This window comes from Streptomyces sp. NPDC088817, assembly GCF_044750345.1.
In the GTDB taxonomy this organism is placed as follows: domain Bacteria; phylum Actinomycetota; class Actinomycetes; order Streptomycetales; family Streptomycetaceae; genus Streptomyces.
In genome coordinates, this window is the sequence record NZ_JBIVJN010000017.1 from 155,404 (window position 1) to 179,795 (window position 24,392).

Here is a 24,392-nt window from a genome sequence, read left to right on the forward strand (position 1 = left end):
TGGGCTGAAGGTCCCTGTCCGCAGGGCCAGTTGGGCGAACACATACTGCCCGGGCCACCGCCGCCCGCCGGAAATACTAGGGAGTATCATCATCAGGGCGGCCTGCCCTCTGAACAGCGCACCGAGTACCGAGCGAGAGAAGGTTCTGGATGTCAGTCACGGACGGCGCCGAGGCCGACAACGCCAAGCGCCGAATTCTGGATGCCGCGGCCGAGGCCTTCATGGAACAGGGATTCGGCGTCGCCATCGACGACATCGCCGACAGCGTCGGCGCCACCAAGGGGTTGATCTACTACCACTTCCGCTCCAAGTTCGACATCTTCCTGGCCGCCTACGAGCACGGCATGCGCACCGTCCGTGACCAGGTGGAGCCGCTGGCCAAGGCCACGGGGAGCGGGCGGGAGAGGCTCGTCGCCATGTCGACGCAGCACGTGATGAACCTGATGACGAATCTCGCCTACCACCATGTCGTTCATCTCGGAGTGCGGGAACAGTCGTCGACCGCGCTGAAACCGCGTCAGCGGAACGCGCTGGACGAACTCAATCTGCTGCGGGCCGAGTACGAGGGCCTTTTCCTTCAGGTCGTCGAGGACGGGATCGCCGACGGCACCCTCCGTCCCGTGCCCGCGAAACTGGCCGCGAGGACCTTGCTGTGCAGTCTGAACGCCGTCGACATGTGGTTCCACCGGATCGAGGGGCAGTCGCCGGACGACCTGCGGCAGCTCGCCGACGAGGTCGTGGACCTCCTGGTCGGAGGACTGGTCCTCGATCCGGCCGCCAATCAGCCGTTCTCGGCGATCAGCAACTGACGCAGCGCGGCCTTCGCGAACTTGCCGGAGGCCGTCTTGGGCAGCTCGTCGAGCATCACGACCCTCTCGGGGATCCACCATTTGGCCACCCGCCCGGACAGGCACCGGCGTACGTCCTGCGCGGTGAGGCCCGAGTCCGGCAGCGGTACCACGCAGGCGAGGGGTCTTTCTCCCCACTTGTCGTCGGGCGCCGCGATGACCGCGGCCTCCAGGACACCGGGCATCGCCATGATCGCGTTCTCGAGTTCGACCGACGAGATCCACTCGCCGCCGGACTTGATGAGGTCCTTGGTCCGGTCGACGATGCGCACGACGCCGTGGTGGTCGATGGTGGCCACGTCACCGGTGCGCAACCAGCCGTCCTCGGTGAACGCCGAGGCATGGGACTCGCCGCCGAAATAGGCGGCCGCGATCGTCGGGCCGGCGACCTGGAGTTCGCCCCTGTGCCGTCCGTCGCGCGGTGCGAGGGAACCGTCCTCGGCGACCAGGCGCAGCGAGCACAGCACCGTGGGAGGCCCGGGGGCTGCCAGTGCCGTGATGCGGTCGCCGTCGGTCAGGGAGTGCCCCTCCTCACTGGGTATTCTCGCGCTGCAGACGAGCGGGCTGGTCTCGGTCATGCCCCAGGAGCTCGTCAGCGGGAGCCCGGCCCGTTCCTGGAAGGCGCGGGAGAGGGACTCGGGCAGCGCGCCGCCGCCGCTGACGAGACGTCTGAGTGAGCCGAGGCCGGCGTCGGTGATGTGGGGCAGCATCCCGCGCCAGACCGTGGCCACGGCGGCGGCGAAGGTGACCCGGTGCTCCTCCATGCCGCGCACCAGACGGTCCGGTGCCATGACCGGGCCGGGCATGACCAGGTTCGCCCCAGCCATCAGCGCCGCGTAGGGAAGGCCCCAGGCGTTGACGTGGAACATGGGCACGACGGGCATCACCGTGTCGTCCTCGCTGATGGCGAAGGTGTCCGCCATGAGCAGGGTCATCGCGTGCAGCACGATCGAGCGATGGTCGTAGAGCACTCCCTTGGGGCGGCCCGTGGTCCCCGAGGTGTAGCACAGGGCGGCGGCGGTGCGTTCGTCGACGGGCTCGAACACCTCGACGGGCCGCGCGTCGGCGAGGAGGGACTCGTAGTCGAGCACCCGGAGGCCGGACGGCAGCTCCGCCGGTGAGCCGTCGTCCATCACGATCAGATGCCGCACGCTCGGGCAGGTGTCGAGCAGGGGGCGTACCACGTCGAGGATCGAGCGGTCCACGAAGAGGACGTCATCAGCGGCGTCGACGACGATGTGGGCGATGTCCTCGGTGAAGAGGCGGTGGTTGATCGTGTGCAGGACCCGCCCCGTGCACGGCACCGCCATGTACAGCTCCAGGTGGCGCTGCGAGTTCCAGCCGAACGTCCCCACCCGGGCGCCGGCGGGGACGCCCAGATGGTCGAGGACCCCGGCGAGGCGGCGGACGCGGTCGGCCACTTCGCCGTACGACGCGGAGACGGTGCCGTTCAGCTGTGTCGTGGTGACGTGCTTGCGGCTGAATCCGTGTTCCATGCCGTCCATGAGCATCGGCAACGACAGGGGGCGGTCTTGCATGAGGCCGTGCATGTGCGTTTCCTTCTGTCTCGCTGTCTCGCCGTCTTGTTCGGGGGCCGGTCTCGGTCAGGGCGAGACGGGCACCGGTGCTTCGGCCGCGTCCTCGTCGCGTACGGCGTTCGCGAGCAGCGGGGTGAGCAGAACACCGGCGACCGAGCAGGCGATGACGACCCAGAGCCCGGCGCCCGGGTTGCCGGTCGCGTCCTCGGCCAGGCCGAAGGCGTAGGGGCCGAGGAATCCGCCGAGGAGCCCGATCGTGTTGATGAACGCGAGTCCGGCGGCGGCGACCAGGCCCGACATCCTCGCCATGGCGACCGACCAGAACAGCGGCAGGGTGCCGAACACGAAGATCATGGACACGGCTATCAGCGTGATCTGGACCGCCGGGGACGACGAGACGACGAATATCGCCGCCGTCACCGCTGTCGCGCCCGCGAGGATCCCGATGAGCGCCACCTCGTTGCCGAAACGACGGTGGACGACCGGCACCAGGAGCACTCCGACGGTGGCACCGATCCCGGAGCTGCCCGACACCAGCCCGATGAGGAACGAACCGTGGATGTTCAAGTCCTCCACGATGGACGGCAGGTTGAAGACGATGCCGACGTTGGTGATCTGGTTGAGCAGGTAGATCACCGCCACGATGACGATGAAGGGGCGGCCGAAGGCCTTCTTCAGATTGCCCTTGATGCGGTTCTCGCCCTCCGAGCCGTCACCGGCGGCGCGGGCGGACAGGATGCCGGCTTCCTCGGACGTCAGCCACTTGGCATCCCGGGGAGCCTCCGGGAGGCTGAACCAGACGAGGACGCCGACCAGCATGGTCACCAGGCCCTCGATCAGGAACATCCACTGCCAGCCGTGCAGGCCGAGAACGCTGTCGAGTTCCATCAGCGCGCCGCCCGTCGGGTTGCCGACGACCAGTGCGACGGTCGGGGCCAGGTAGACGAATCCGACGACGGTGGCACGGTGCTTCTGGGAGAACCACACGGTGACCATGTACATCAGGGTCGGGTAGAGGCCGGCCTCGGCCATGCCGAGGAAGAAACGCAGCGCGTAGAACGACCATGCGCCCTGGACGAACATCATGGCCGCCGAGAGCGCTCCCCAGGTGAGGGCGATTCTCGCGATCCAGCGTCTTGGGCCGATTCTGTGCATGACCAGGCTGCTCGGCACCTCGAGGAAGGCGTAGCTGACGAAGAAGATGCCGGCGCCCAGTCCGAAGGCGGTGACGCCGACACCGACATCGGCCTGCAGATGAGTCTTGGCGAGCGCGACGTTCGTGCGGTCGACATAGGCCATGAAATAGGCCGCGAGCATGATGGGCAGAAGCCTGACCAGGGCCTTGCGAGTGGCGCGCTCGTGCAGCGGATCCGCCGCAGGGGAAAGCGGGTTGATGGCCATCGGAGCCCTTTCTTCGGGGTTGAGGTGCTCGTGTGACGCGTGGATCCCGGAGGATCCCGACTCGCCTGGTCAGAAGATCTCGAAGAGGCCGGCGGCGCCCATGCCCCCGCCGACGCACATGGTGACGACCGCGAATCGGGCGCCGCGCCGGCGCCCTTCGAGCAGGGCGTGGCCGACGAGGCGGGCCCCGGTCATGCCGTAGGGGTGGCCGACGGCTATGGCGCCGCCGTTGACGTTGAGCCTGGCCGGATCGATGGCCAGGCGGTCGCGGCAGTGGACGGCCTGGGACGCGAACGCCTCGTTGAGTTCCCACAGGTCGATGTCGTCGACGCGCAGGCCGTGTCGGGCGAGCAGCTTCGGCACCGCGTGGACGGGGCCGGTGCCCATCTCGTCCGGCTCGCAGCCGGCGACGGCGATTCCCCGGTAGGCGCCGAGCGGGGTGAGTCCGCGCCTCGCGGCCTCGCGGGCCTCCATCACGACGGCGGCGGAGGCGCCGTCGGAGAGCTGGGAGGCGTTGCCCGCGGTGACGGTCGAGGTCGTGGTCACCTTCCCGTCGGGGAGCACGGGTTGGAGGCGGGAGAGTGCTTCCCGGGTGGTCGAGGGCCGGTTTCCCTCGTCCTTGTCCAGGGTGAAGTCCAGGGTGGTCGCGGCGTCCGAACCGCCGGGAGACGGGCACCGGCCGGAGAAGGCGACGATCTCCTCGTCGAACAGGCCCGCTTGTTGTGCGGAGGCCGTCCGCTGCTGCGACAGCAGGGCGAACTCGTCCTGCTCGTCCCGGCTGACGCCGTAGCGCTCCGCCACGATCTCCGCTGTCTCCAGCATGCTCGTGTAGACCGTGGGCCTCTCGCGTACGAGCCAGGGGTCGAGTGTGCGATGGCTGTTCCGGTGCTCGTTCTGGACCAGGGAGATCGACTCGACACCGCCGCCGATCACGATGTCCATCCCGTCGACGACGACCTGTTTCGCCGCGGTCGCGATCGCCATCAGGCCGGAGGCGCACTGCCGGTCGATGGTCATCCCGGGCACCGACACCGGCAGGCCCGCCCGCAGAGCGCCCTGGCGGGCGACGTTCATCCCCGTCGAGCCCTCCTGCATCGCGCAGCCGAACACGACGTCCTCGACCTCTTGTCCGTCGACCCCCGCGCGCCGCAGCGAGCCGGTGATGGCGTGGGCGGCCAGACGCTGGCCCGACGTGTCGTTGAACGAGCCGCGGTACGCCTTGCCGATCGGCGTACGGGCGGTGGAGACGATGACGGCCTCTCTCACGGCACCGCTCCCGACTCGGTGCCGGCGATGGCCGCGTACCGCTTCGTCTGGTCGAACGCGGACGCGGTGACCACGGGCTCGCTCATGTCGCTGATCTCGGCCCACCGCTCGGCGATGACCTCGGGCGAGCGGTCGCCCTCCGGGAGGTACACCCCCGCGGACTCCTTCATCTGCGCGACGGCGAAGACACCGGCGCCGGCCGCGAGGATGGTCTTGGTGGGTGCCTGTTCGCTGACGAGGAACAGGGCACCTGGTGCGATCGACTCGGGGGTGAGCAGGCCGAGGATCTCCTCGTCGATCAGGCCCTCGGTCATCTGCGTGGCGGCGGTCGGAGCGAGCGCGTTGACGCGGATGCCCTTGCGCTCGCCCTCGATCGCGAGGACGTTCATCAGGCCGACCAGGCCGGACTTCGCCGCGCCGTAGTTGGACTGGCCGAAGTTGCCGTAGATCCCCGAGGCGGAGGTGGTCATCAGCACCCTGCCGTAGCCCCGTTCCACCATGTGCGGCCATACCGCCTTGGTGCAGTGGACGGAGCCCATCAGGTGCACGTCCACGACCTGGCGGACGTGATCCAGGTGGATCTTCGCGAAGGACTTGTCGCGCAGGATTCCGGCGTTGTTGATGAGGATGTCGACGCGGCCCCACCGCGCGAGGGTCTCGCCGACCATGTTCTCGACGGCTTCCGGGTCGGTGACGTCGCAGAGGTGGGCGAACGCCTCGCCGCCGGCGGCCCTGATCCCGGCCGCGACCTCGGCCGCCGCGCTCCCGTCGACGGATGCCCCGCTCGGCGCCCCCATGTCGTTGACGACCACCTTGACGCCCCGCTCGGCGAGGGCCATGGCGTGCGCCCGCCCCAGCCCGCCGCCCGCACCGGTCACCACCGCGACCTGACCTTCGAAGTTCATCTCACTCCCGTCATACTACGGAGTATCATCATGGCCAGGACGTGAATGAGGTGTCAACAGTCAATTTCGCGGAGCAACGACGCGGCCCCGGCACATCCGAGCAGGGCTGCCGGGGACGCGTCGGGGCCGGAAAAACCCTCCGCGCTCGCGCGGAGGGTGAGGAAGCGGGCGGCGCGGGGCGCGCCGGTGGTGTCATCTCCGGTCGGTGTGCCCCGCGGTCCGCATGTGGGCGAACGAGGCGTCCAGGCCCCTCTTCAGCGCTCCCGCCAAGGGGCGTTCCACGCAGCGGTGGACCAGGTAGCTCAGCATCAGGAAGCCGACGAGCAGCTCGGCGACCAGCAGCCGGGCGTCCATCGTGTCCCGCAGCCGGTTGATCAGCGTCGTACCGGCCACGTAGTGCATCAGGTACAGCGGGTAGGTCATGCTCCCGGCCGTGATCAGCCACTTCCAGTGGACGCGGTCGGTCAGACCGAGGGCGATGGCGATCATGACGAGCAGGAACACCGTGTAGATGAGCACGGCGCCCCGCCAGCTGGAGACGTGCTCGACCACATCGATGCGCTGCCCCAGCTCCCGCTGGCCCATGAACCACGACATGGCGAGGATGCCCCACAGCAGCAGGTCCTGGCCGAAGCGGTGCATCAGATAGAGCGCGAGGCCGGCGATGAAGTACCAGGCGGCGGAGCCGGCGAACAGATCGAGGAGCGGGAACTTCGCCACCGGCGCGACCATCGTGGCGACTCCCCACACGCAGCAGAAGGCGACGACCTTGCGATACGTCAGCCCGGTGAGCACCACGAGCAGGAAGAGCAGGTAGAAGCGCAGCTCCACCCACAGGGTCCAGTACACGCCGTCGACGTTCCCGACGTCCGAACCGGCTTGGAGCATCGTGAAGTTGAGCAGGACGTCGCGCGGCCGCAGCTGCGCCCAGACACCCGGCAGCGCCGCCGGCACGGCCGCGGTGAACACGATCGCGAACCAGTACGCCGGGTACAGCCGGATCACGCGCGAGACGAAGAACTGGCGGGGGGTGCGGCCCCAGCACGACATGCAGATCACGAAGCCGCTGATCACGAAGAAGATCTCGACGCCGATCCAGCCGTATGTCGCGAAGTGGAACACCGTCGGCATGATCTCGGAGACCGGGCGGCCCCAGATCACGTTGCCCGGCTGGTCGACCCGGCGCGTGCCCACGTAGTGGTGCACGGCGACCATCAGCGCGGCGATCAGGCGGATGCCGTCGATGGCGTACAGCCGGGGGCGGGCCCGTCCGGAGGTGGCGTGCCCGCGCGGCGGGGCGGGCCGTGGCAGGTGGCCGGCCCCGGTCGCTATGCCCTCCACGGGTTCCGACAATGTGCCCTGCGGGTCAGGCATCGGTACCCAGCGCTCCTCACGACGAATCACGGCTGAACGATCAAGGACGCCTCACGTTACGTCCCTCCCGGCCACCCTTTGCCACAAAAGTGCTAGGCGTGGGCGGAAGTTGCCGCGCCGCTCATCGAGCCGCCGCGAAGGGTTCTCCAAGACTTCAGGCGGCGCCCAGCGGGCCCGCGGGACCCCAGACACGGTCCACGAACCAGTACAGGCTGATCGTCACGATGGCCGCCGTCAGCGTGAGGGCCACCCAGCGGGCCGCGGGTGTCCGGCGGACTGCTGCTGCCCCTGTTGAGCTTCAACGTCGGCAGGGTGCCGTCCTCGGGCAGCAGGGCGGGTGCGCCGACGGGGGCGTTGTTCACCGTGACGGTGTGCTCGACCGTGCCGCCGGAGGCGTTCTTCGCGCCGATGGCGTGCTTGCCGTCGGTCAGTTCGGTGGGGTGGTGTCGAGGTCCGCGGCCAGGCCTCCGGGTCGCGTGCGGGGCACTCGTGAGGTCGCCGGCCGGGAGACCGGCGGCGTGGGCGGTCGGCGTCAAGTGCCCCGGATCAGGCGTGCGGTGACCGTCTTGGGGCGCTGGTACTCGTGCAGGGCCAGGGTGCTCAGGTCCGTGCCGTGGCCCGAGGCGCCCCGGCCGCCGTGCGGGAGTTCGGCGGTCTGCACCAGATGGCAGTTGAGCCAGGTCTCCCCCGCGTTCAGCCGGCCGGCGAGGTCGAGTCCCGTGGCCAGATCACGGGTCCACACACTCGCCGCCAGCGCCTGCGGGACTCCGTCGGCCAGCGCCACGGCCGCGTCCAGGTCCTCGGCGTACTGCACGGTGAGCAGCGGACCGAAGACCTCCTCCACCACGGCGGGATCGTTCTCGGGCAGGTCGGCCAGGATCCGGGCGGGCCGCCAGAAGCCGTCGTCCTCCCCGGGCCCCGGGGCGATGCCGGCGGTGAAGTCCCGACCGGCCGTGCTCGCCGCGACGATCGCGTCGTAACGGGCCGCCTGGTCGGCGTTGTTGAGGGGACCGAAGTCCCGGCCCGCGACGCATGCCTCTGCCGCGGCGGCCAGTTGCGCCACTCCGTGCTCGTAGTTCTCGCGCAGGGTGATGACGCGGGCGGGGGCGGCGCAGCTCTGCCCGGCGTTGTAGACACAGGCGCGGGCCAGTCGGTCCCATGTGTCGTCGGGCGCGTCGGGCAGGACGAGCGCGGGGGCGTTGCCGCCGAGTTCGAGGCTGACCCGGCGGCCCGCGGCACGCGCCGCCACATCGGCCCCGGCCGCCGCGCTGCCGGTGAACGCGACCATGTCGACCTCCGACTCGACCAGCAGCCGGCCGGTCCGCCGGTCACCCGGGACGGCGGTGAGGACGGCGGGGCCGAGCGCCTCGGCGGCGTGTCCGGCGAGGAGTTCGAGGGTGTCGGGGGTGGTCTCGGCGGGTTTGGCCACCACCGTGTTGCCTGCGGCGAGGGCAGGCGCGCACCGCCAGGCGGCCATCATCAGCGGATAGTTCCAGGGCACGACGACGCCGACGACTCCGAGGGGTTCCCAGCGGACCCAGCTCTCGTGGCCGTCGACCAGCCGCCCGGCGGCGGGCGCCGTCTGGGCGCGGACGGCCGAGGCGTAGAACCGGAACAGGTCCGCGACCTGCTCCACCTCGCCCGCCGTCTCATGGTCCGGCTTTCCGGTCCCGGCGGCCTCCCGTGCGACATAGGCGTCGGCGTTCTCCTCGATCAGCGTGGCGAGCCGCTCCATCCGGCGGGCCCGTGCCCTGGGGGTGACGCCGCGCCAGCCGGGCAGGGCCGCGCGGGCGGCTTCGACCGCGGCCCGTACCTCGCTCTCGCGTGCGACGGGTGCGGTGCCCCGGACACGACCGGTGCGGGGGTCGACGAGGGTGGTCCTCACAGTGTGTTCGCCTCCGTGGTTCCCGTGCGCGGCGTGTCCGACGTGGTCCGGTTCCTCACAGGTCGTATGCCCGCAGCCACAGCTCCAGGGTGAGCACCAGCCACAGCTTGCCGCCCTGCCGGGGCAGCAGCGTGCCTTCGCCGCGCAGCCACGTCCGTACGGTGTCCGGCCGGAACAGCCCGCGTTCTCTGGCCGCCCTGCCCAGCAGCAGATCACCGCCGAGTTCGCGCAGCGGTCCGCTCAGCCACTGCTGCACCGGGACCCGCATCCCGCTCTTGGGCCGGTCCACGACGGTGGCGGGCAGCAGATCGCGTACGGCTTCCTTCAGCACCCATTTCTCGGCCGTGCCGCGGAGTTTGAGTGCGGGCGGGGTGGCGAAGGCGTGGTCCACCACCCGTCGGTCGAAGAGCGGGGCGCGGCCCTGCAGTCCCTGGGAGGCGGTGAGCCGTTCGACCTTGGTGAGGATGTGATGGGCGCCCTTGGTGCGCAGATTGCAGTGGAGCAGTTGGTTGAGGAGGTGGGTCATCCGGTGCGGGCCCGTGAGGTAGGGCTCGACGAAGCGCTGCGGGGCGGGTGCGGACTCCAGGGCGGCCAGCGCGTCGGCGGTCAGCAGGTCCGGGAGGTCGGTCCAGCACTTGCGGTAGGACCGCAGATAGGCGGTCGCCCGGTCCTCGTACCAGGGTGACCCGGTCGCTCCCGGAGCCCCCGCGTGCATCTCCTGGACCAGCATCGGGAGGTTCTTCGGGCCGCCGAACACGGGGTCTCCGCCCTCCCCGTTGAGGACGGTCCTCAGCCCGTCGCCCGCGACGGCCTCGGCGAGCATGAGGTTCGGGACCGTCAACGGGTCGCCGACGGGGCTGTCGAGCAGGGCGGCGGTGTCGGCGAGCCGTGCGGCGACCGCCCTGCCGGAGACGTTCAGCACCCGGTGCCGGGTGTGGCAGTGGGCGGCGACGAGGCCCGAGTAGCCCAGCTCGTTGGGGAGTTCGTCGCCGAAACTGATGGAGTAGGTGCGGACGGGATGGCTGTGCAGCTTCGAGGCGAGCGCTGTGACGAGCGAGCTGTCGATCCCGCCGGACAGCAGGACGCCGACGTCCTCGGCCTCGGGCAGCCGCCGTGCGGTGGCCTCTTCGAGGAGGGCGCGCAGGGTGAGGACATGGTCGCCGGCGCCGCCGAACTGCCCGTCCGGGCCCACAGGTTCGCCGAGCCGCTCCCGGGGTTCCCAGTGCACCGTCTCCGTCTCGGTCCCGTCGGCCGACAGCCGCAGCACCCGGCCCGGAAGCACTTCGCGCACGCCCTCCAGCAGCGTCTCGTCGCCGGGCAGATAGGCGAAGGTGAGGAAGGAGCGTACGGCGGACAGGTTCATCCGGGTGCGCAGGGCGGGCCAGCGGCGCAGGGCGCGCAGGGAGGTGGAGGCCGCCCAGACGCGCGCGGCACGGGCGTAGAAGAGGGTGCGGGCGCCGACGTGGTCGCGGATCAGCACCAGGTCCCGGCCGTCGAGTACGGCGAGCGCGAACATGCCCTCGGCGAGCGCGACGCCCCGCTCGCCGAGCCGGGCCCAGCAGCGCAGCAGCAGTTCGCCGTCCCCGGTGCCGGGCGGTGCGGACGCGCCGTCGGCGGCGAGGGCGGCGAGGAGTTCGGCGCGGTTGTGCAGCGTGACCTCTCCAAGGGCACGCATCCCGTACGCCTCGAACGGCCCCTGGGCGTGCCCTGGTTCGTCCCGCACCAGGGCCAGCCCCGGCGCGTCCGGCGGGGCACCCATGGCCGCGAGGTGCGGATCGGCCGCACCGGGCCGGGCGTCGGCACGTCCGGTGCCCGACGCGAGACAGACGCAGAAGCGCGCCATCGGAGCATCCTTTCCTGTTGCCGCGTGCCCGGACACCCGTGTACGCGTCGTGCCGCCGGACCGAGGACGGTGAGGTCAGCCGAAGTCGTCGTCGCTCCAGTCGCCGTGGTCGTCCCAGTCCGCGCCGTCCCAGCCGTCCCCGTCGCCGCCGCTGTTCCCCTCGGCGTTGTCGTCCCCGTCGGCGCTGCCGGAGGACGAGCTCCGCGCCTGCCGGCGCAGTTCCTCCTCCTGTTCCGGTGTGAGGCTGAGCGGCGGTAGCTGGGAGGCGGCGACGGCGAGTCCCGCGACGCCGAGGACCGCTCCGATCCGGCCGCCGAAGGACTTCCGGTTGATCGTGAGGGTTTCGCCGCGCCCCCAGACGGTGCGGCCGTAGCCGAGGTCGCGCCCGTAGGTCACGGTGCCGTCGGCCAGGGTGCGCTTGACGATGGTGGTGCCCAGCAGTTCGTCGGTGCCCGTGCCCGCCCGGTCGTCACGCCAGTGCACCTGGCCGGACGGGCCGCGGCGGCGCCATTCCTGCCGCCCGTCCTCGTAGGTGCGGTGGACGCTGCCGTCGGCGAGCAGTTCGTCCCTGTAGCCGATTTCGCGTGGGCGGATCATGCTCTTCGGTCCTCGGGTCTGCGGTGCTCGGGCATACGGTCCTCGGGGCGGGGTCGGTGGTGAGGGCGGGGCGGGCTCATGGGCCGGGCCACGTCATGAACCCGGCGGTGCGCAGATCGCGCAGATCGCTCCAGGCGGAGCGGCGGGCCGGCCGGGGCCCGCGGGTGAGCCGCAGTACGGCGCGCACGAGCCGGGCGGGCGGTACCGCGGCGACTTCCGCGAACCGGCCCCCGGCGAGCCAGGCGACCTCCGAGGGGCTGAGTCCGCCGCGCATCGGTCCGAGCGGTGGCACCGGGCCCGGCCTGCGTCCGGACACCAGACGCAGTGCCTCGGCGTGCCGGGGCACAAGACCGAGCGAGGCGACCCGGACGGGTACCGGGCCGAGCCCTTCACGCACCCGGGCGGGCAGGGCTATCCCGGCGGGGCTCGCGTCGTGCAGGACGTGCACGGTGGCGCCCTCGGCCCGCTCCAGGGATTTCACCAGCCGGGGGTCGAGCGGCAGATCGTCCTCGGCGCTCAGGACGGGGCAGGCCGCCTCCAGGTGCACATGGTTGGCCAGCAGCATCCCGGCGATGGAACGGTCCTGGCAGATCAGCAGCCTCGGCAGACCGTACGCGTACAGGTCGGGCTCGCGCGGCGGCCCGCCGGTCACCGGTGCGGCGGCGGGTGGGGGAAGCAGTCCGGCCGGCTCCCTGCCGCGCAGCACCTCGGTGAACCTCGACAGCCGCAGCGGCGGGGCCGGGCTGTACGGGATGCGCCGCACCGGCGCGGGCACCGGACGCAGGACGCGGCAGGTCTCGTAGTACAACTGCCGTTCGGTGAAGCGGAGGTTGCCCGGGGATCCGGCGCGCCGCGCGGCGGTGGTGATCCCCCGCTCCAGCAGGCGCCGGCCGACCGGGTGCGGCCGGCTCATCCGCTCTCCTCGGGCCAGGTCATGAATCCGACGGAGGCGGCCCGCCGCCGTCGCGGATCGGCCGCCGTGCCGGCCTTCTCGACGGCTCGGGAGACCGCGGCCAGCAGTTTGGCGGGCGGTACTCCGACGAGCGGGTAACCCCACCCCTGGCCCAGCCACTTCAGTTGAGCGGGGCTGAACTCCCCGCTCGACGCCAGCCCTTGCATGACGTTTGCTGGGGGCCGCTCGCCGCGCACGGGTACCGCGCGCGCGAGACCGTGCACCGCGCCGAGCGGCAGGCCGATGTCGGCGACCGGGCGCGTGGGCTGCGCGGTGCGGACGCGGTGGACGAGCAACAGGCCGTGGGCGTCGGCGTCGTGGAGCACGAGGACGGGTTCCCGGCCGGGTGTGGCGGGCAGTGCGGCCGGTCCGGCGACGAGGGTGACGCCGTATCGGGCGGTCAGACCGGCCGCGTCGAGGAACACGGCGACGGACCGGTCGGGGCAGACCAGGAAGAGCCTGTCGCGCGGGGTGCCCGGTGCCGGTTCCGCGTCCGGGGTCGAGGGCGGATTCGGGTACGGGCTGTCGTCGATCACTCCGGGCGGCAGGGAACCGTAGACGCTCTTCCATGCCTCCAGTGGGCCGGTGCGGAAGGCCTCCCGGGTGAGCCGGGGACGGCCCCGGCCCGTCACGTCCGCGACCATCATGCCGACCCCCGCGAACAGCGCCAGCCCGCCGATGACGGCGACGACAGCGACTTCCGAACCCAGCCCGACGAGCCCCAGGACCAGCGCCACGATCACCAGGACAACGCCGCACCCCATCCCGCCTTCGCCCTTCCGCAGCGACTTGCGGGACAGGGCGTACCACAACTGCTCTGATGTGCAGGGAACTTGGCCGTCCTGGGTGAGACCGAGGGCGGTCCTGCGGACCCGGAGATCGTTCAGTTGGAGCGGGTTGGTCCTGGGGTCCAGGGCGTACTTGCGCCCGCATTTGCCGCAGACGTTGCCGGGGCGCTCCTTGCGCAGCAGGGACTTCTCGCAGTGGGGACAAATCACCGGCGGACCTCCAGTCCCTGTGCGAGCCGACGCAGCCGGGCGGCCAGTCGCTCCCGGGTGGTGGTGGCACCCGGCCCCCGCACCCGCTGGACCCGCTCGATGTCGCGCAGGGCGGCGGCGAGTTCGAGGTAGTCGACGCGGGCGAGAGTGTCCGTGTGCGTTGCGCCGTACGCGGCGGAGGCGGGGGTGCCGTGCGACGGGCCGGCCGCCCTGCGCTCCGCCTCGTCGGCGGTGATCGCGTAGTCCTCGTGGTCGATGCCGTAGCCGGTGTTGGCGGCGAGGATGGTCAGCGGGTCGGTGTCCCGGTTGGCGAAGGAGTGCGGCACCATCTCCGGGATTCTGATCAACTCACCAGGGGTGAGCGGGACTTCGGTGACCCGGCCGCGTTCCCTGTCGTGCAGGCCGCAGGACGCGTACCCGAGGCTGAGGACGAAGTGCTCCCCGCCGTGGGCGTGCGGGGTGAAGGCGCTGCGTGGGCCGACGATGCCCAGTTTGACGGTGGCGTACGAGGGTCGTTCCGGGGAGGTGGCGGCGTCCCCGACGAGGTAGTGGGCGAACTGTCCGTCGTCGATGAACCGCAGCAGGTCCCGCTCGGGTCCCAGTGCCCGGGCGCCGTCACGATCGGCGAGGAGCACGGAGCCGTCGGGCCGGAGCCGGTACAGGCGCACACCGTGCGGCAGCTCCCCCAACGAGCCCAAGTCCTCGGTGCGTGAACGCTTTTCACGCGAGCTGCCGAACAAGCGTGCCTCCCCCATATGCCGCTCACGTCCGCACTCGCATGGTAGGGCGCCACTCCGGAACCCGGCGAGGGCGCGAACACGGCCAACGGCCGACACCGGCCTGAACGACGAGTGAACTCAACCGCCCGCGGCCGCCGCTCCCGCCCGCCGCTCCGACAGCCGGCGAAGGATCACCCAGCGCGTCATGACGTACCCGAACAGGCCGGTGTACACGGCCATGAACGCCACGAACCCCGGCAGCGGAAGGCCGGACCAGCCCAGCACACCGAGCAGCCACAGCACGAGGACGGCCACGACGGCCACCGTGACTCCCACCAGCAGGCCGAAGGCCCACCAGCGTGCGGGCAGCCGGGACAGCACACGTCCCGCTCCGGGCGCCGCGTCCGTCACGTCGAGGCGTCCGGATGACTCAGCCAGGTGATCAGCGAGTTGACCACCACGTTGATGACCGCGGCGATTGTCCCTTGCGTGCGGATGTACGAAGTCACCGACGTGGAAGCGCTCCGTCGCCCTCCGTGGCGCGGTCCCGGCTACGGCCTGACCACGAGGCGGACCGGGTTGCCTTCCTTCGCGCGCAGCCGTTCCACACCCCGCACCACCTCTTCCAGCGGAAGTACGTCGGAGACCGACCGGGACAGGTCGAGTCGGCCCGAGGCCAGCAGGCGCATGAGCTGGGTGAGGTGGCGGCGGGTGTAGCCGTCGTGGCCGAGGACGGCGTGGTTGAGGTAGCCGAGAATGGCGCCCGCGTGCACGCCGAGTCGGCGGCCGGCGCGGGAGAAGCGCGCCGCACGCATGGTCGCCGCGGTCATCGGCTCACCTCCAGGACGGGTTCACCCTTCGGACTGACACCCGATATCTACCCTTTCGTAAGGGCCGCAACGGCCGCGTCCCCCGCCGCCCGAAACGTGTCCCGACAGGGGTCGCGCCGTTGTTACGGAAGGCCTTCCGCCATTCGCGGGAGGAGCGGCGGCGAAACAGCCAGGTGGTCCACGCACTCCCCGGATCGATGCTCCGTACAAGGGAGAGTTACGGATATATCCGCGTTTCGTAACACGAATCGGTTCGGCGGTCTGCTGTCGTCGTGGAGGGCCACAGTGTGGCGTCTCGGCACCAAGCCGGGAATTCGGATCGCACGCCCGGCCAACCAGGGCGGGTGTGCATGACCGTGAGGGGATTCATGTCTGTTTCTCGTACGGCGCTCCGCCTGATCGCCACCTGCGTGGCTTCGGGCGCCCTCGTGGGCGCGGCCGCCCTGCCGGCCCTGGCGGCCGACTCGGACCACGACGGCGCGAGGAACCTCCCGCAGAGCCAGCGGGCGGACCTCTTCAGGATCGACCACGACCGCGACCACGACCGCGACCACGACGGCCGCCGCGGCCACTACGGCGACCGTGACCGGTACCGGTCCTGGCACCACGGCTGGTACAACAACCGGCCGTGGTACCGGCACCACGGCTGGTACGGCGACCGGCACCACTTCCCCGGCCGCCGCTGACCCACCCCTGAAGCGGTGCCGTGACGCGGAGGCGAACCGCATCCTCCGCCACCGCCGTCACAGCCCCAGTGGCCGTTCACCGAAGGGCCGGAGACCGTGCGCACGGTCTTCGGCCCTTCGGCCGCGTGCGGCGCCCCCGACAGCCGCCGAAACGATGCCCTCGCCGCAGTCGTCCGGTTGCCGCTCGTAATCCGCGTGTGAGGTCGGCCACCAAACCATTGCTGCCAGCGGAAACTTCGGCATAACGTCCCCGCAATCCGTTCGAGCGGACGGCGTGTCCGCCGGTTTCCGTTCGGCGGCGGCCTTCGGGCGCGGGCTCAAAGCGGAGCCTTCTCCGTGCGGCGAGGCGTGTTCCGCCGCGTGGTTCCGGCAGCGCGTGCCCCTGGCGGCGTGAGGAGTCGCCCCATGATTCGCGTAAGCCCGCTCTCCGTCCGCGCGCTGACCGGAGCCGTGTTCGGCGCCGCCGTCGAGGTGGCCGCGATCGTCGCGGCGCTGGCCCTGTACCCGTCCGGCGTGGGCGAGGGCCGCGAACGCCGCGGTCCCCGGTCCTGGGCGGTGGCGCCTTCGGACGGCACCGTGGCCCCGCCGGCCCTCTCCGCCGACACCCCGGTCCTGCTGGTGCACGGTCTGTGCAGCAACCGCGCGATCTTCCACGTCATGCGGCGCGGCCTGCGGCAGGCGGGCTTTCGCCGGGTCGCCGTGCTGAACTACAACTGGCTGAACAACGACGTCCGCGGCGCCGCCCGCCTGCTCGCGGACCAGGTGGAACGGGTCTGCGAGGGCAGCGGGCACGAGCGCGTCCACGTCATAGGCCACAGTCTCGGCGGCGTGGTCGGCCGCTACTACGTGCAGCGCATGGGCGGCGACGCCCGTGTGCACACACTGGTCACCCTGGGCGCCCCCCACACCGGCACGCTGGCCGCGGCGCTGCCTCTGCCGCTACGGGCGATCCGGCAGCTGCGCCCGGGCAGCGACGTGCTCACGGAGCTCACCGGGCCCGCTCCCGGCTGCGGGACCCGCTTCGTGGCGTTCCACAGCGACCTCGACGAGCTGATCGTCCCCGCCGCCAGCGCCCGGCTGGTCCACCCCGACCTTCGGATACGCAACGTCCCCGTGCGGGCCGTCGGCCATGTGTCGCTGCCGATGCACGGCAGGGTCGTCGGTGAGGTCTGCCGGGTGCTCCACGACGCGCACGACGCCGAGCCCCTGGCCGCGGCCTGAGCCGCCACGGCCTGCCGCCCGCCCTGGCCCATCGGGTCCGGCACCCATTCCGTGCCGTCCCTGGGCATCGGGTCCGCCCGTAAATGGGTGCCGGACCCGATGGCGGCGCATCCCGGCCGCGGGTGAGGGTGGTGGCAACCCCCTTTCGACGGTCGTACCGGCGTGTGGCCTGCCGTTGCCGCGTGCTCGGGCCCCGGTACGGGCCCCGCGGTGCCCCCGAGCGGGGGAAACCGCGGGTCCGTCGAATCCAGTCGAGTCACGAGAGGAGCCCGGCACCGATGGCGGCAGTGCCGCCGCGGCCTGCCCGGTCGCGGGGTGTGGGCTTCCGACCGCACGGCCCGTGCCGCCGTGCCGTGGCCCCCGCCCGCCGCCGCGTGCCGAGAGGAGCACGCCATGCCCGGAACCGATGACAAGCTGCTCGGCGAGATCGCGGCTCACGTGTACCGGGACGATCCCCGGTTCGCCCGCGCCCTCCGCGCCGGACGCCCCTGCCCGCCACGCGAGTACCGGCGCACCGGGGCCTGGCTGTCACTCACCTTCGCCCTGCTGGTGCTGGGCACCGGCATCACGATGGCCCACGGACTGCTCATCGTCACCGGCATGGTGCTGGCCGGGATGGCCGCTGAACTGTGCGACCCCCGACGCTGTCCGCGCGGACAGCGGGCTCGGCCGCCTCGTTCCTGACCGGCTCACGACCGGCCGACCGTGTCCTGATCGGCCACCGTCTCCTGCGGCCCGGTCTCCGGCGCCCAGCCGCCGGCCGGTGCGCCGCCGGCCGGGGCGGGCTTGCCGAGCAGGCCTGTCAGGCGTCGGGCCACCGGTTCGGTGTAGCGGGCGGTGAGCGGGCCGATGATGACGAGGATCAGCACGTACGCCGTGGCCAGCGGGCCGAGGTCGGGTTCGATCCCGGCCGTGACCGCGAGCCCGGCGATGACGATGGAGAACTCGCCCCGGGCGACCAGCGTGCCGCCCGCGCGCCAGCGGCCCTTGACGGAGACACCGGCCCGCTTGGCGGCCCAGTAGCCGGTGGCGATCTTGGTCAGCGCGGTGACGACGGCCAGGGCGAGCGCGGGCAGCAGCACCGGCGGAATGGACTGCGGGTCGGTGTGCAGTCCGAAGAACACGAAGAACACCGCCGCGAACAGGTCGCGCAACGGGGCCAGGAGGTTGTGCGCGCCCTCCGCCACCTCGCCGGACAGGGCGATGCCGACCAGGAACGCGCCCACGGCGGCCGAGACCTGCAGCTGCTGGGCGAGCCCCGCGACCAGCAGGGTCAGGCCGAGCACGACCAGCAGCAGCTTCTCGGGGTCGTCGTTGGAGACGAAGCGCGAGATGTGCCGGCCGAACCGCACCGCCACCAGCAGCACCAGCGCGGCCACGCCGAGGGCGATGGCCAGCGTCATGCTGCCCGCCGCCAGCCCCGCGCCGGCCAGCAGGGCGGTGATGATCGGCAGGTACACGGCCATGGACAGGTCCTCGAGGACCAGGATGCTGAGGATCACCGGCGTCTCCCGGTTGCCCAGCCGTCCCAGATCGCCCAGGACCTTGGCGATCACACCGGACGAGGAGATCCAGGTCACCCCGGCCAGGACGACGGCCGCGGCCGGTCCCCAGCCGAGCAGCAGCGCCATGGCGGCGCCCGGCAGGGCGTTGAGCGTGGCGTCGACGAGCCCGGCCGGGTACTGGGTCTTGAGGTTGGAGACCAGGTCACTGGCGGTGTACTCGAGGCCCAGCATGAGCAGCAGCAGGATGACGCCGATCTCGGCGCCGATGGCGACGAACTCCTCACTGGTGTCCAGCGGGAGCAGTCCGCCCTGGCCGAAGGCGAGTCCGGCCAGCAGGTACAGGGGGATGGGCGAGAACTGGAAGCGCCCGGCGAACCGGCCCAGCAGCCCCAGGCCGAGGATGATCGCGCCGAACTCGATCAGAAAGACAGCGGACGAGTGCACGCGATCAGTCCCGTCCGAGTATCGTCGCGGCGGCGTCGGCGCCCTCGCGCGTGCCGATCACGATCAGGGTGTCCCCGCCCGCCAGCCGGAGGTCGGGCCCGGGGGACGGGATCGCCTCGGCCCTCCGCAGCACCGCCACGATCGACACACCGGTCTCGGTGCGCATCCGGGTCTCCCCCAGCAGCCGGCCGTTCCAGTACGAGGTGGCCGACAGTTCGATGCGCTCCGCCACCAGTCCCAGCTCGGTCGTCGACAGCAGGTTGGGGCTGTGATGGGACGGCATGAGCGCGTCGATGACGGCCGCAGCCTCCCCGGCGGTCAGCCGCACGGAGAGGGCGCAGGCGTCGGGGTCGTCCTCACGGTACGCGCTCAGGGTCCGTGCTCCGTCCCGGTGTGCGACCACGGACAGACGGCGCTGTTCTCGCGTGGTGAGGTCGTAGCGGACCCCTATTCCCGGCAACGGCGTACCACTCATGCGCGCAGCGCCCACGGTTGTTCTCCCTGGTCGTCCGACTTGGCTGTTTCTTTGCCAATCCTTAACGGCACCCTATCGACTGGAGCCGGTCGGATGGAATGCGGACGGTGTCGGCTCCGTCTCATTCGGAGAGCGGGAGGGGGAATCCGGCGGGAGCGGGACCCGGTCACTCGGGCCAGTCGGAGTCCTTGACGGCCTCGACGAAGTCGGTGCGCCGGAAGCCGGGCACGTAGTGGGCCAGTACGTCGGCCTTGATGTTCCCGAAGGTCGTGTCGGGGCGTTCCTCGATGCCCTCGGTGAAGGCGGCGAGGATCCGGTTCTTGAAGTCCGGGCGCGGGTGCGCCGCGACGACCGCCGTGCGCTCCTCGTCGGAGACCGCGTGGTAGCCGATTCCCAGGACGTCCAGTTCGACGCCGCGGGTCACCAGGGCGATCTCGGGTGCCATGTGCAGCGGGATCTCGGGTGTGGTGTGCAGGGCGATGCTCGTCCAGACACGGTCGGCGGGCTCGCCGGCGATTCCGTGGGCGTGCAGGAAGCGGCGGGCCTCGTCGGCGCCGTCGATCTCGAAGCGCTGGTCGGTGCGGCGCACACGCTTCGTAAGCCCGAGGTCGTGGAACATCGCGCCCACGTAGAGCAGTTCGGGGTCGAAGCCGAGCCGCTGCTCCCGGCCGCGCAGCGACCCCCACAGGAAGACCCGCCGGGAATGGTGGAAGAGGAGCGGCGGGGCGACGTCGCGGACCAGTTCGGTCGCCTCCCGCACCAGGGTGGTGTCCGGGATCTCCACTCCTGCGATCACTTCGCTCATGGTTCTTCTGCCTTCCTCGTCCGATCGGTGATGCGGCTCCGGATGCCTCCGGATGTCTCCGGATGTCTCCAGCGTTCACTGGACGGCATAGGCTGGGCCATGTCCCTGCTGCCAGGAAAACCACGGATTCGGACATGACACATCGGGTCGGCTTCATCGTGTTCGAGGGCGTGACCATGCTCGATGTCAGTGGTCCCTCGGAGGTTCTCCATCAGGCGGGCCGGCTCGCTCCCGGCTATGAGCTGGTACTGGCTCTCCCCTCGGGGCGGGACGGTCACGACCTCTGCCGGGCCCGCGCTGAGCGGTACGGTCCGGGCGGCCGAGGCGGGTCCGGTCGACACGGTCGTGGTGGCCGGGGGTGACCGGCTGGCGCGGCAGCCGGTGGAGGAGGAGCTGCTGGCCTCGGTCCGCGTGCTCACCGAGCGGGCGCGACGGGTCGCCTCGGTGTGCACCGGCGCCTTCGTGCTGGCCGAACTGGGCCTGCTGGACGGCCGTCGCGCGACGACGCACTGGCGGCACGCGGCCGCTCTCGCCCGCCGCTACCCGCGCGTACGCGTCGAGCCGGACGCCATGCACATCCGCGACGGGCGGTACGTCACCTCGGCGGGCATCAGCGCGGGCATCGATCTGACGCTCGCGCTGGTGGAGGACGACCACGGCGCCGACGTGGCGAGGAGCGTCGCGCGCGAGCTGGTGGTCTTCATGCAACGTCCGGGCGGGCAGTCGCAGTTCTCCACCGCCATCACGACCCCGCCGCCCCGCGGTGACCTGCTCCGGCCGCTGATCGCGTCGGTGCTCTCCGATCCGGCCGCCGACCACAGCCTGCCCGCGATGGCCGCGTCCGCGGCCGTCAGCCCTCGGCACCTGGCCCGGCTGTTCCGCGCCGAACTGGGCACCACTCCCGCACGCTGGGTGGAGCGGGTCCGCCTCGACCGTGCCCAGCAGTTGCTGCTCGACGGCCACAGCGTGACCTCGGCCGCGCGGCACAGCGGGCTCGGCTCGGACGAGACGCTCCGACGCGCCTTCGCCCGCCGTCTGGGCACGACGCCGAGCCACTACCGGAGGCGCTTCGCCACCACCCGCACGGAGCGGCCGTCCGCGTCAGGCGAGGACGCGGGCGAGGAAGTCGCGGATGTGCTCGGTGATGGTGTCGAGGTGGCTTTCCAGAGCGAAGTGCCCTGACTCGATCAGATGGATCTCGGCATCGGGCAGGTCCTGGCCGAACGCCGTGGCACCCTCGGGGCCGAAGATCTCGTCGTTGGCTCCCCAGACCGCCAGCAGCGGCACCTGGGAGTCCCGGAAGTAGCGCTGGACCCGGGGGTAGAGGTCCACGTTGGTGGGATAGTCGCGGAAGAGACTCAGCTGGATCTCGTCGTTGCCCGGCCGGTCGAGCAGGGCCTGGTCGTGGACCCAGTTGTCGGGGCTGACCAGGGTGGGATCGGCCACCCCGTTGAGGTACTGCCAGCGTGTGACCTCGGGGGCCAGGGCGCCTCGCACGGGGCCTTCGGTGTCGGGCCCGGGTGCCTCGGCGTAGGCGAAGAGGCCGTCCCAGAAGGGCTTGACGAAACCCTCGTCGTAGGCGTTGCCGCTCTGGGTGATGATCGCGGTGACGCGCTCCGGCGCCTGAAGGGCGAGACGCCAGCCGATGGGGGCGCCGTAGTCCTGCACATACATCGCGAACCGGTCGACGCCCAACTGCTGGAGCAGCCCGGAGGTGATCTCGGTGAGGGCGTCGAAGGTGTACGGGAAGTCCTGCGGGGAGGGCATGGCCGACTGGCCGAAGCCGATGTGGTCGGGGGCAATCACGCGGTACCGGTCCGCGAGCGCCGGGATCAGGTGACGGAACATGTGCGAGCTGGTCGGGAAGCCGTGCAGGAGTACGACCACGGGCGCCTGGGGGTCGCCGGCCTCCCGGTGGAAGACGTCGAGACCGTCGACGGTGGCCGTGCGGTGGTGGACTGCGTGGACCATGCCTCTCACTCCTCTCTCGGGTTTCGAACGCCGCCCTTCCAGTCGAGCACCTCCCTTCTAACCAGTCAAGACGCTTTTACTGGTTAAAGCACGACTGGGCAGCCGCGCTGCGGGGAGCAGACCGAGGGCGGTGAGTGCGGCCAGGACCAGCAGGGCGGAACTCATCGTGGAGACGGCGGATCCGGTAGCGCCCGCCGCGACGGCGATGCCGAGGGTCGGCCCGATGTTCATGGCGGTCTGCTTGAGGCCGCCGACGACTCCCGCGTACCCCGGCGGCGCGTCGCCGACCACGGTTCCGGTGGCGGTGACCATCACCGTGGCGAATCCGGCGCCGATGACGGCGAAGGCCGCGCCCATGACGATCCACGAGCTGTCCGCGTCGAGCCGCGACAGCACGGCGATGCCGACGACGACCAGGGCGGTGCCCGCGATCGCGGTGCGGCGCGCACCGTGGCGGCGCAGCGCCGCGCTCGCGGCGGGCGCGCCGAGGACCATGAGCACGGTCAGCGGAAGGACGCGCAGACCGCAGGTGAGCGGGTCGAGGCGAAGCGTGTCCTGGAGGTAGAACGTGGCCCTGAACAACGCGCCGAACAGGCCCGCGGACGTGACCAGCAGGACGGCCATCGAGGCCGTCACGGGTACGGACCGCGCCACGGCCGGCGGGACGATCGGGTGCGTGGTGCGCCGTTCGAGCCGGGCGAGTACCGCCAATACGCCTGCTACGGCGAGGAGTTCGAGCAGCGTGGGCGTCGCGGTCCATCCTCGCGCGGGCACTGCGACCAGGGCGTGCACCAGGACCGCGAGCGCGAGGGCGAGCAAGCCCGCGCCGGTGAGATGGAGGCGCGAGGAGTCGGCGCGCTCGGGTACGGGAGTGCGCAGGGCGAGGACGAAGGCGGCGATGACGAACGCGACCGGCACGTTGAGCCAGAACACGGCACGCCAGCCCAGGTGCGCCACGAGCAGACCGCCGAGGATCGGCCCCGACCCCGCCGCGACCGCGATCGCACTGGTCCGGACGGCGATCGCCGTGCCGAGCCGTTCCGGCGGGTACGCCTGCCGCAGCAGCGCGAGCGTCGCGGGTTGCAGCAGCGCGCCGAACCCGCCCTGCGCCACACGGAGCGCCGTCACCCAGCCGACGTTGGGCGCGAGCGCGATCCCGGCCGAGGCGGCCCCGAAGCCGAGGACGCCGACGAGCAGCAGGCGCGGATGTCCGTACCGGTCGCCGAGGCGCCCGGCGATCACGAGTAACGCGGCCACCGCGACCAGATAGCCGGTGCTCGTCCACTGGGTCTGCACGATGCTCGCGCCGAGATCGCGCTGGAGGCTGGGCTGCGCCACGAGCAGGATGGTGCCGTCCAGTGCGACGATCACCGCGCCGGCCGCGCTGACCAGAAGCGCGAGCCTCCGCTGGGCGGGGGCGGTCATGAGGTCACCGGACCGAGGTGGGCGGCCACGACGGCGGCGATGAGCCGGTCGCGCTGATCGTCGTCGGGACCGCCGTCCGGGGGTGGGGCGCCGAGGGCGAGTTGGAGGCTTCCCCAGGCCCACAACTGGGCCATCCCGTGCAGGTTCGACCACAGCGCGGCGGCGGTCACGGCAGGCGGCGGTGCGGCGTCGGACCCACTGCCCTCGTGCGCGGCGTCCCGCTCCGCTCGGCATCGGGCGACGAGTCGGGTGATGTGCTCGAACAGCGGGAGGGTCGTCCGGCGCAGCCGCGACCGGCCCGGCGCCTGCGGCTCGCTGTCGAGCAGGTCGTGCCGGAACATCAGCTCGAACATGCCGCGGCGCTCCAGCGCGTACCCGACGTACGCCCGCGCGACGGCCTCCAACTGGGCGCGAGGTGTGGCCGCTTCGGCGACCGCGGCCTCGAACCGGGCCCCGAGGTCCTCGAAGCCGCGGTGGGCGATGGCGGACAGCAGCGCGTGGTGGGTGGGGAAGTACCGGCGCGGCGCCCCGTGCGACACCCCGGCTCGGCGTGCCGTTTCCCGCAGGCCCACGGACGCGGAGCCCTCAGTGAGCACGAGGTCCACACCGGCATCGATCAACCGCTCCCGAAGAGAGCTCTCCTCAGTCATAGACAGTGTCTACCAGTGCCGAGTAGACACTGTCTACTCGCTCCTGCCGACGAT

23 protein-coding genes and 1 pseudogene are annotated in these 24,392 nt (G+C 71.4%); 5 read left to right on the forward strand and 19 right to left on the reverse strand.

All coding sequences use genetic code 11. The features are described 5' to 3' along the window. The first annotated feature begins 149 nt into the window (after window positions 1–149). Window positions 150–809: a TetR/AcrR family transcriptional regulator gene (locus ACIP4X_RS28130; RefSeq protein WP_358730221.1), complete on the forward strand. Its 660-nt coding sequence runs from the start codon at window positions 150–152 to the stop codon at window positions 807–809. Here ACIP4X_RS28130 and ACIP4X_RS28135 read toward each other — a convergent pair. The 13 genes from ACIP4X_RS28135 to ACIP4X_RS28195 form a co-directional block, all read right to left on the reverse strand. Further along, the gene (locus tag ACIP4X_RS28135) at window positions 782–2,386 is read right to left on the reverse strand and encodes a long-chain fatty acid--CoA ligase (protein ID WP_401351186.1); all 1,605 of its coding nucleotides are present in this window, start codon (window positions 2,384–2,386) and stop codon (window positions 782–784) included. The genes ACIP4X_RS28130 and ACIP4X_RS28135 overlap by 28 nt on opposite strands. 66 nt (window positions 2,387–2,452) lie before the next feature. Further along, window positions 2,453–3,787 (reverse strand): MFS transporter, encoded by a 1,335-nt coding sequence (locus tag ACIP4X_RS28140; protein WP_401351188.1) that lies wholly within the window; start codon window positions 3,785–3,787, stop codon window positions 2,453–2,455. Window positions 3,788–3,856: 69 nt separating this feature from the next. Then, entirely contained in the window at window positions 3,857–5,053 is a 1,197-nt protein-coding gene (locus tag ACIP4X_RS28145; protein ID WP_358730218.1) for an acetyl-CoA C-acyltransferase, read from the reverse strand. After that, window positions 5,050–5,958 carry an SDR family NAD(P)-dependent oxidoreductase gene (locus ACIP4X_RS28150; RefSeq protein ID WP_391457571.1) on the reverse strand — a complete coding sequence of 303 codons (909 nt, stop codon included), beginning with the start codon at window positions 5,956–5,958 and terminating at the stop codon, window positions 5,050–5,052. The genes ACIP4X_RS28145 and ACIP4X_RS28150 overlap by 4 nt, the downstream gene beginning before the upstream one ends. Window positions 5,959–6,150: 192 nt before the next feature. Then, window positions 6,151–7,332, reverse strand: a complete 1,182-nt coding sequence (locus ACIP4X_RS28155; RefSeq protein WP_401351190.1) for an acyltransferase family protein — start codon at window positions 7,330–7,332, stop codon at window positions 6,151–6,153. Window positions 7,333–7,864: 532 nt separating this feature from the next. Beyond that, window positions 7,865–9,217 (reverse strand): aldehyde dehydrogenase family protein, encoded by a 1,353-nt coding sequence (locus tag ACIP4X_RS28160; protein WP_401351192.1) that lies wholly within the window; start codon window positions 9,215–9,217, stop codon window positions 7,865–7,867. Window positions 9,218–9,272: 55 nt separating this feature from the next. Continuing rightward, a complete protein-coding gene (locus ACIP4X_RS28165) occupies window positions 9,273–11,060 on the reverse strand; it encodes an asparagine synthetase B family protein (protein ID WP_401351194.1) in 1,788 nt (595 codons plus the stop codon). A 75-nt stretch (window positions 11,061–11,135) separates the two neighbouring features. Further along, window positions 11,136–11,657: a hypothetical protein gene (locus ACIP4X_RS28170; RefSeq protein ID WP_358730212.1), complete on the reverse strand. Its 522-nt coding sequence runs from the start codon at window positions 11,655–11,657 to the stop codon at window positions 11,136–11,138. Window positions 11,658–11,733: 76 nt separating this feature from the next. Then, window positions 11,734–12,570, reverse strand: coding sequence for a hypothetical protein (locus ACIP4X_RS28175; protein WP_401351196.1), 837 nt, complete (start codon window positions 12,568–12,570; stop codon window positions 11,734–11,736). After that, window positions 12,567–13,607, reverse strand: a complete 1,041-nt coding sequence (locus tag ACIP4X_RS28180) for a hypothetical protein (protein WP_401351198.1) — start codon at window positions 13,605–13,607, stop codon at window positions 12,567–12,569. The genes ACIP4X_RS28175 and ACIP4X_RS28180 overlap by 4 nt, the downstream gene beginning before the upstream one ends. Then, window positions 13,604–14,296 carry a cupin domain-containing protein gene (locus ACIP4X_RS28185; protein WP_358730209.1) on the reverse strand — a complete coding sequence of 231 codons (693 nt, stop codon included), beginning with the start codon at window positions 14,294–14,296 and terminating at the stop codon, window positions 13,604–13,606. The genes ACIP4X_RS28180 and ACIP4X_RS28185 overlap by 4 nt, the downstream gene beginning before the upstream one ends. Window positions 14,297–14,464: 168 nt before the next feature. Then, window positions 14,465–14,737 (reverse strand): hypothetical protein, encoded by a 273-nt coding sequence (locus tag ACIP4X_RS28190; RefSeq protein ID WP_358730208.1) that lies wholly within the window; start codon window positions 14,735–14,737, stop codon window positions 14,465–14,467. A gap of 140 nt (window positions 14,738–14,877) precedes the next feature. Then, the gene (locus ACIP4X_RS28195) at window positions 14,878–15,156 is read right to left on the reverse strand and encodes a hypothetical protein (protein WP_358730207.1); all 279 of its coding nucleotides are present in this window, start codon (window positions 15,154–15,156) and stop codon (window positions 14,878–14,880) included. Between the two features lie 368 nt (window positions 15,157–15,524). Here ACIP4X_RS28195 and ACIP4X_RS28200 point away from each other — a divergent pair, with 368 nt between their 5' ends. From ACIP4X_RS28200 to ACIP4X_RS28210, 3 genes are all read left to right on the forward strand, one after another. After that, window positions 15,525–15,842, forward strand: coding sequence for a hypothetical protein (locus ACIP4X_RS28200; protein ID WP_358730206.1), 318 nt, complete (start codon window positions 15,525–15,527; stop codon window positions 15,840–15,842). 405 nt (window positions 15,843–16,247) lie between these two features. Beyond that, window positions 16,248–17,063, forward strand: coding sequence for an alpha/beta fold hydrolase (locus ACIP4X_RS28205; RefSeq protein ID WP_358730205.1), 816 nt, complete (start codon window positions 16,248–16,250; stop codon window positions 17,061–17,063). Between the two features lie 393 nt (window positions 17,064–17,456). Next, window positions 17,457–17,747: a DUF3040 domain-containing protein gene (locus tag ACIP4X_RS28210; protein ID WP_358730204.1), complete on the forward strand. Its 291-nt coding sequence runs from the start codon at window positions 17,457–17,459 to the stop codon at window positions 17,745–17,747. 5 nt (window positions 17,748–17,752) lie between these two features. Here the strand turns inward: ACIP4X_RS28210 and ACIP4X_RS28215 are convergent, their stop codons facing one another. From ACIP4X_RS28215 to ACIP4X_RS28225, 3 genes are all read right to left on the reverse strand, one after another. Further along, window positions 17,753–19,012 carry a cation:proton antiporter gene (locus ACIP4X_RS28215; RefSeq protein WP_401351201.1) on the reverse strand — a complete coding sequence of 420 codons (1,260 nt, stop codon included), beginning with the start codon at window positions 19,010–19,012 and terminating at the stop codon, window positions 17,753–17,755. A gap of 4 nt (window positions 19,013–19,016) precedes the next feature. Beyond that, window positions 19,017–19,487: a TrkA C-terminal domain-containing protein gene (locus ACIP4X_RS28220; protein WP_358730202.1), complete on the reverse strand. Its 471-nt coding sequence runs from the start codon at window positions 19,485–19,487 to the stop codon at window positions 19,017–19,019. A 166-nt stretch (window positions 19,488–19,653) separates the two neighbouring features. Beyond that, window positions 19,654–20,292 carry an HD domain-containing protein gene (locus ACIP4X_RS28225; RefSeq protein ID WP_358730201.1) on the reverse strand — a complete coding sequence of 213 codons (639 nt, stop codon included), beginning with the start codon at window positions 20,290–20,292 and terminating at the stop codon, window positions 19,654–19,656. 134 nt (window positions 20,293–20,426) lie between these two features. Between ACIP4X_RS28225 and ACIP4X_RS28230 the strand changes: the two are divergent. Next, a pseudogene (locus tag ACIP4X_RS28230) lies at window positions 20,427–21,474 on the forward strand (GlxA family transcriptional regulator). Here the strand turns inward: ACIP4X_RS28230 and ACIP4X_RS28235 are convergent. The 3 genes from ACIP4X_RS28235 to ACIP4X_RS28245 are packed head-to-tail and all read right to left on the reverse strand — an operon-like array spanning window position 21,394 to window position 24,338. Continuing rightward, window positions 21,394–22,263, reverse strand: a complete 870-nt coding sequence (locus tag ACIP4X_RS28235) for an alpha/beta hydrolase (protein WP_358730199.1) — start codon at window positions 22,261–22,263, stop codon at window positions 21,394–21,396. The pseudogene ACIP4X_RS28230 and the gene ACIP4X_RS28235 sit on opposite strands and share 81 nt — an antisense overlap. Window positions 22,264–22,320: 57 nt before the next feature. Then, the gene (locus tag ACIP4X_RS28240) at window positions 22,321–23,688 is read right to left on the reverse strand and encodes an MFS transporter (RefSeq protein WP_391457546.1); all 1,368 of its coding nucleotides are present in this window, start codon (window positions 23,686–23,688) and stop codon (window positions 22,321–22,323) included. Further along, window positions 23,685–24,338, reverse strand: coding sequence for a TetR/AcrR family transcriptional regulator (locus tag ACIP4X_RS28245; protein WP_358730197.1), 654 nt, complete (start codon window positions 24,336–24,338; stop codon window positions 23,685–23,687). The genes ACIP4X_RS28240 and ACIP4X_RS28245 overlap by 4 nt, the downstream gene beginning before the upstream one ends. Window positions 24,339–24,392 lie beyond the last annotated feature (54 nt).

Excerpts from the sequence above, each read along its gene's own strand:
- ACIP4X_RS28130 (WP_358730221.1), top strand. The coding sequence starts at position 150 with ATGTCAGTCACGGACGGCGCCGAGGCCGACAACGCCAAGCGCCGAATT.
- ACIP4X_RS28135 (WP_401351186.1), bottom strand. The coding sequence starts at position 2,386 with ATGCAAGACCGCCCCCTGTCGTTGCCGATGCTCATGGACGGCATGGAA.
- ACIP4X_RS28140 (WP_401351188.1), bottom strand. The coding sequence starts at position 3,787 with ATGGCCATCAACCCGCTTTCCCCTGCGGCGGATCCGCTGCACGAGCGC.
- ACIP4X_RS28150 (WP_391457571.1), bottom strand. The coding sequence starts at position 5,958 with ATGAACTTCGAAGGTCAGGTCGCGGTGGTGACCGGTGCGGGCGGCGGG.
- ACIP4X_RS28155 (WP_401351190.1), bottom strand. The coding sequence starts at position 7,332 with ATGCCTGACCCGCAGGGCACATTGTCGGAACCCGTGGAGGGCATAGCG.
- ACIP4X_RS28165 (WP_401351194.1), bottom strand. The coding sequence starts at position 11,060 with ATGGCGCGCTTCTGCGTCTGTCTCGCGTCGGGCACCGGACGTGCCGAC.
- ACIP4X_RS28170 (WP_358730212.1), bottom strand. The coding sequence starts at position 11,657 with ATGATCCGCCCACGCGAAATCGGCTACAGGGACGAACTGCTCGCCGAC.
- ACIP4X_RS28175 (WP_401351196.1), bottom strand. The coding sequence starts at position 12,570 with ATGAGCCGGCCGCACCCGGTCGGCCGGCGCCTGCTGGAGCGGGGGATC.
- ACIP4X_RS28195 (WP_358730207.1), bottom strand. The coding sequence starts at position 15,156 with ATGACCGCGGCGACCATGCGTGCGGCGCGCTTCTCCCGCGCCGGCCGC.
- ACIP4X_RS28200 (WP_358730206.1), top strand. The coding sequence starts at position 15,525 with ATGTCTGTTTCTCGTACGGCGCTCCGCCTGATCGCCACCTGCGTGGCT.
- ACIP4X_RS28205 (WP_358730205.1), top strand. The coding sequence starts at position 16,248 with ATGATTCGCGTAAGCCCGCTCTCCGTCCGCGCGCTGACCGGAGCCGTG.
- ACIP4X_RS28210 (WP_358730204.1), top strand. The coding sequence starts at position 17,457 with ATGCCCGGAACCGATGACAAGCTGCTCGGCGAGATCGCGGCTCACGTG.
- ACIP4X_RS28220 (WP_358730202.1), bottom strand. The coding sequence starts at position 19,487 with ATGAGTGGTACGCCGTTGCCGGGAATAGGGGTCCGCTACGACCTCACC.
- ACIP4X_RS28225 (WP_358730201.1), bottom strand. The coding sequence starts at position 20,292 with ATGAGCGAAGTGATCGCAGGAGTGGAGATCCCGGACACCACCCTGGTG.
- ACIP4X_RS28235 (WP_358730199.1), bottom strand. The coding sequence starts at position 22,263 with ATGGTCCACGCAGTCCACCACCGCACGGCCACCGTCGACGGTCTCGAC.
- ACIP4X_RS28240 (WP_391457546.1), bottom strand. The coding sequence starts at position 23,688 with ATGACCGCCCCCGCCCAGCGGAGGCTCGCGCTTCTGGTCAGCGCGGCC.
- ACIP4X_RS28245 (WP_358730197.1), bottom strand. The coding sequence starts at position 24,338 with ATGACTGAGGAGAGCTCTCTTCGGGAGCGGTTGATCGATGCCGGTGTG.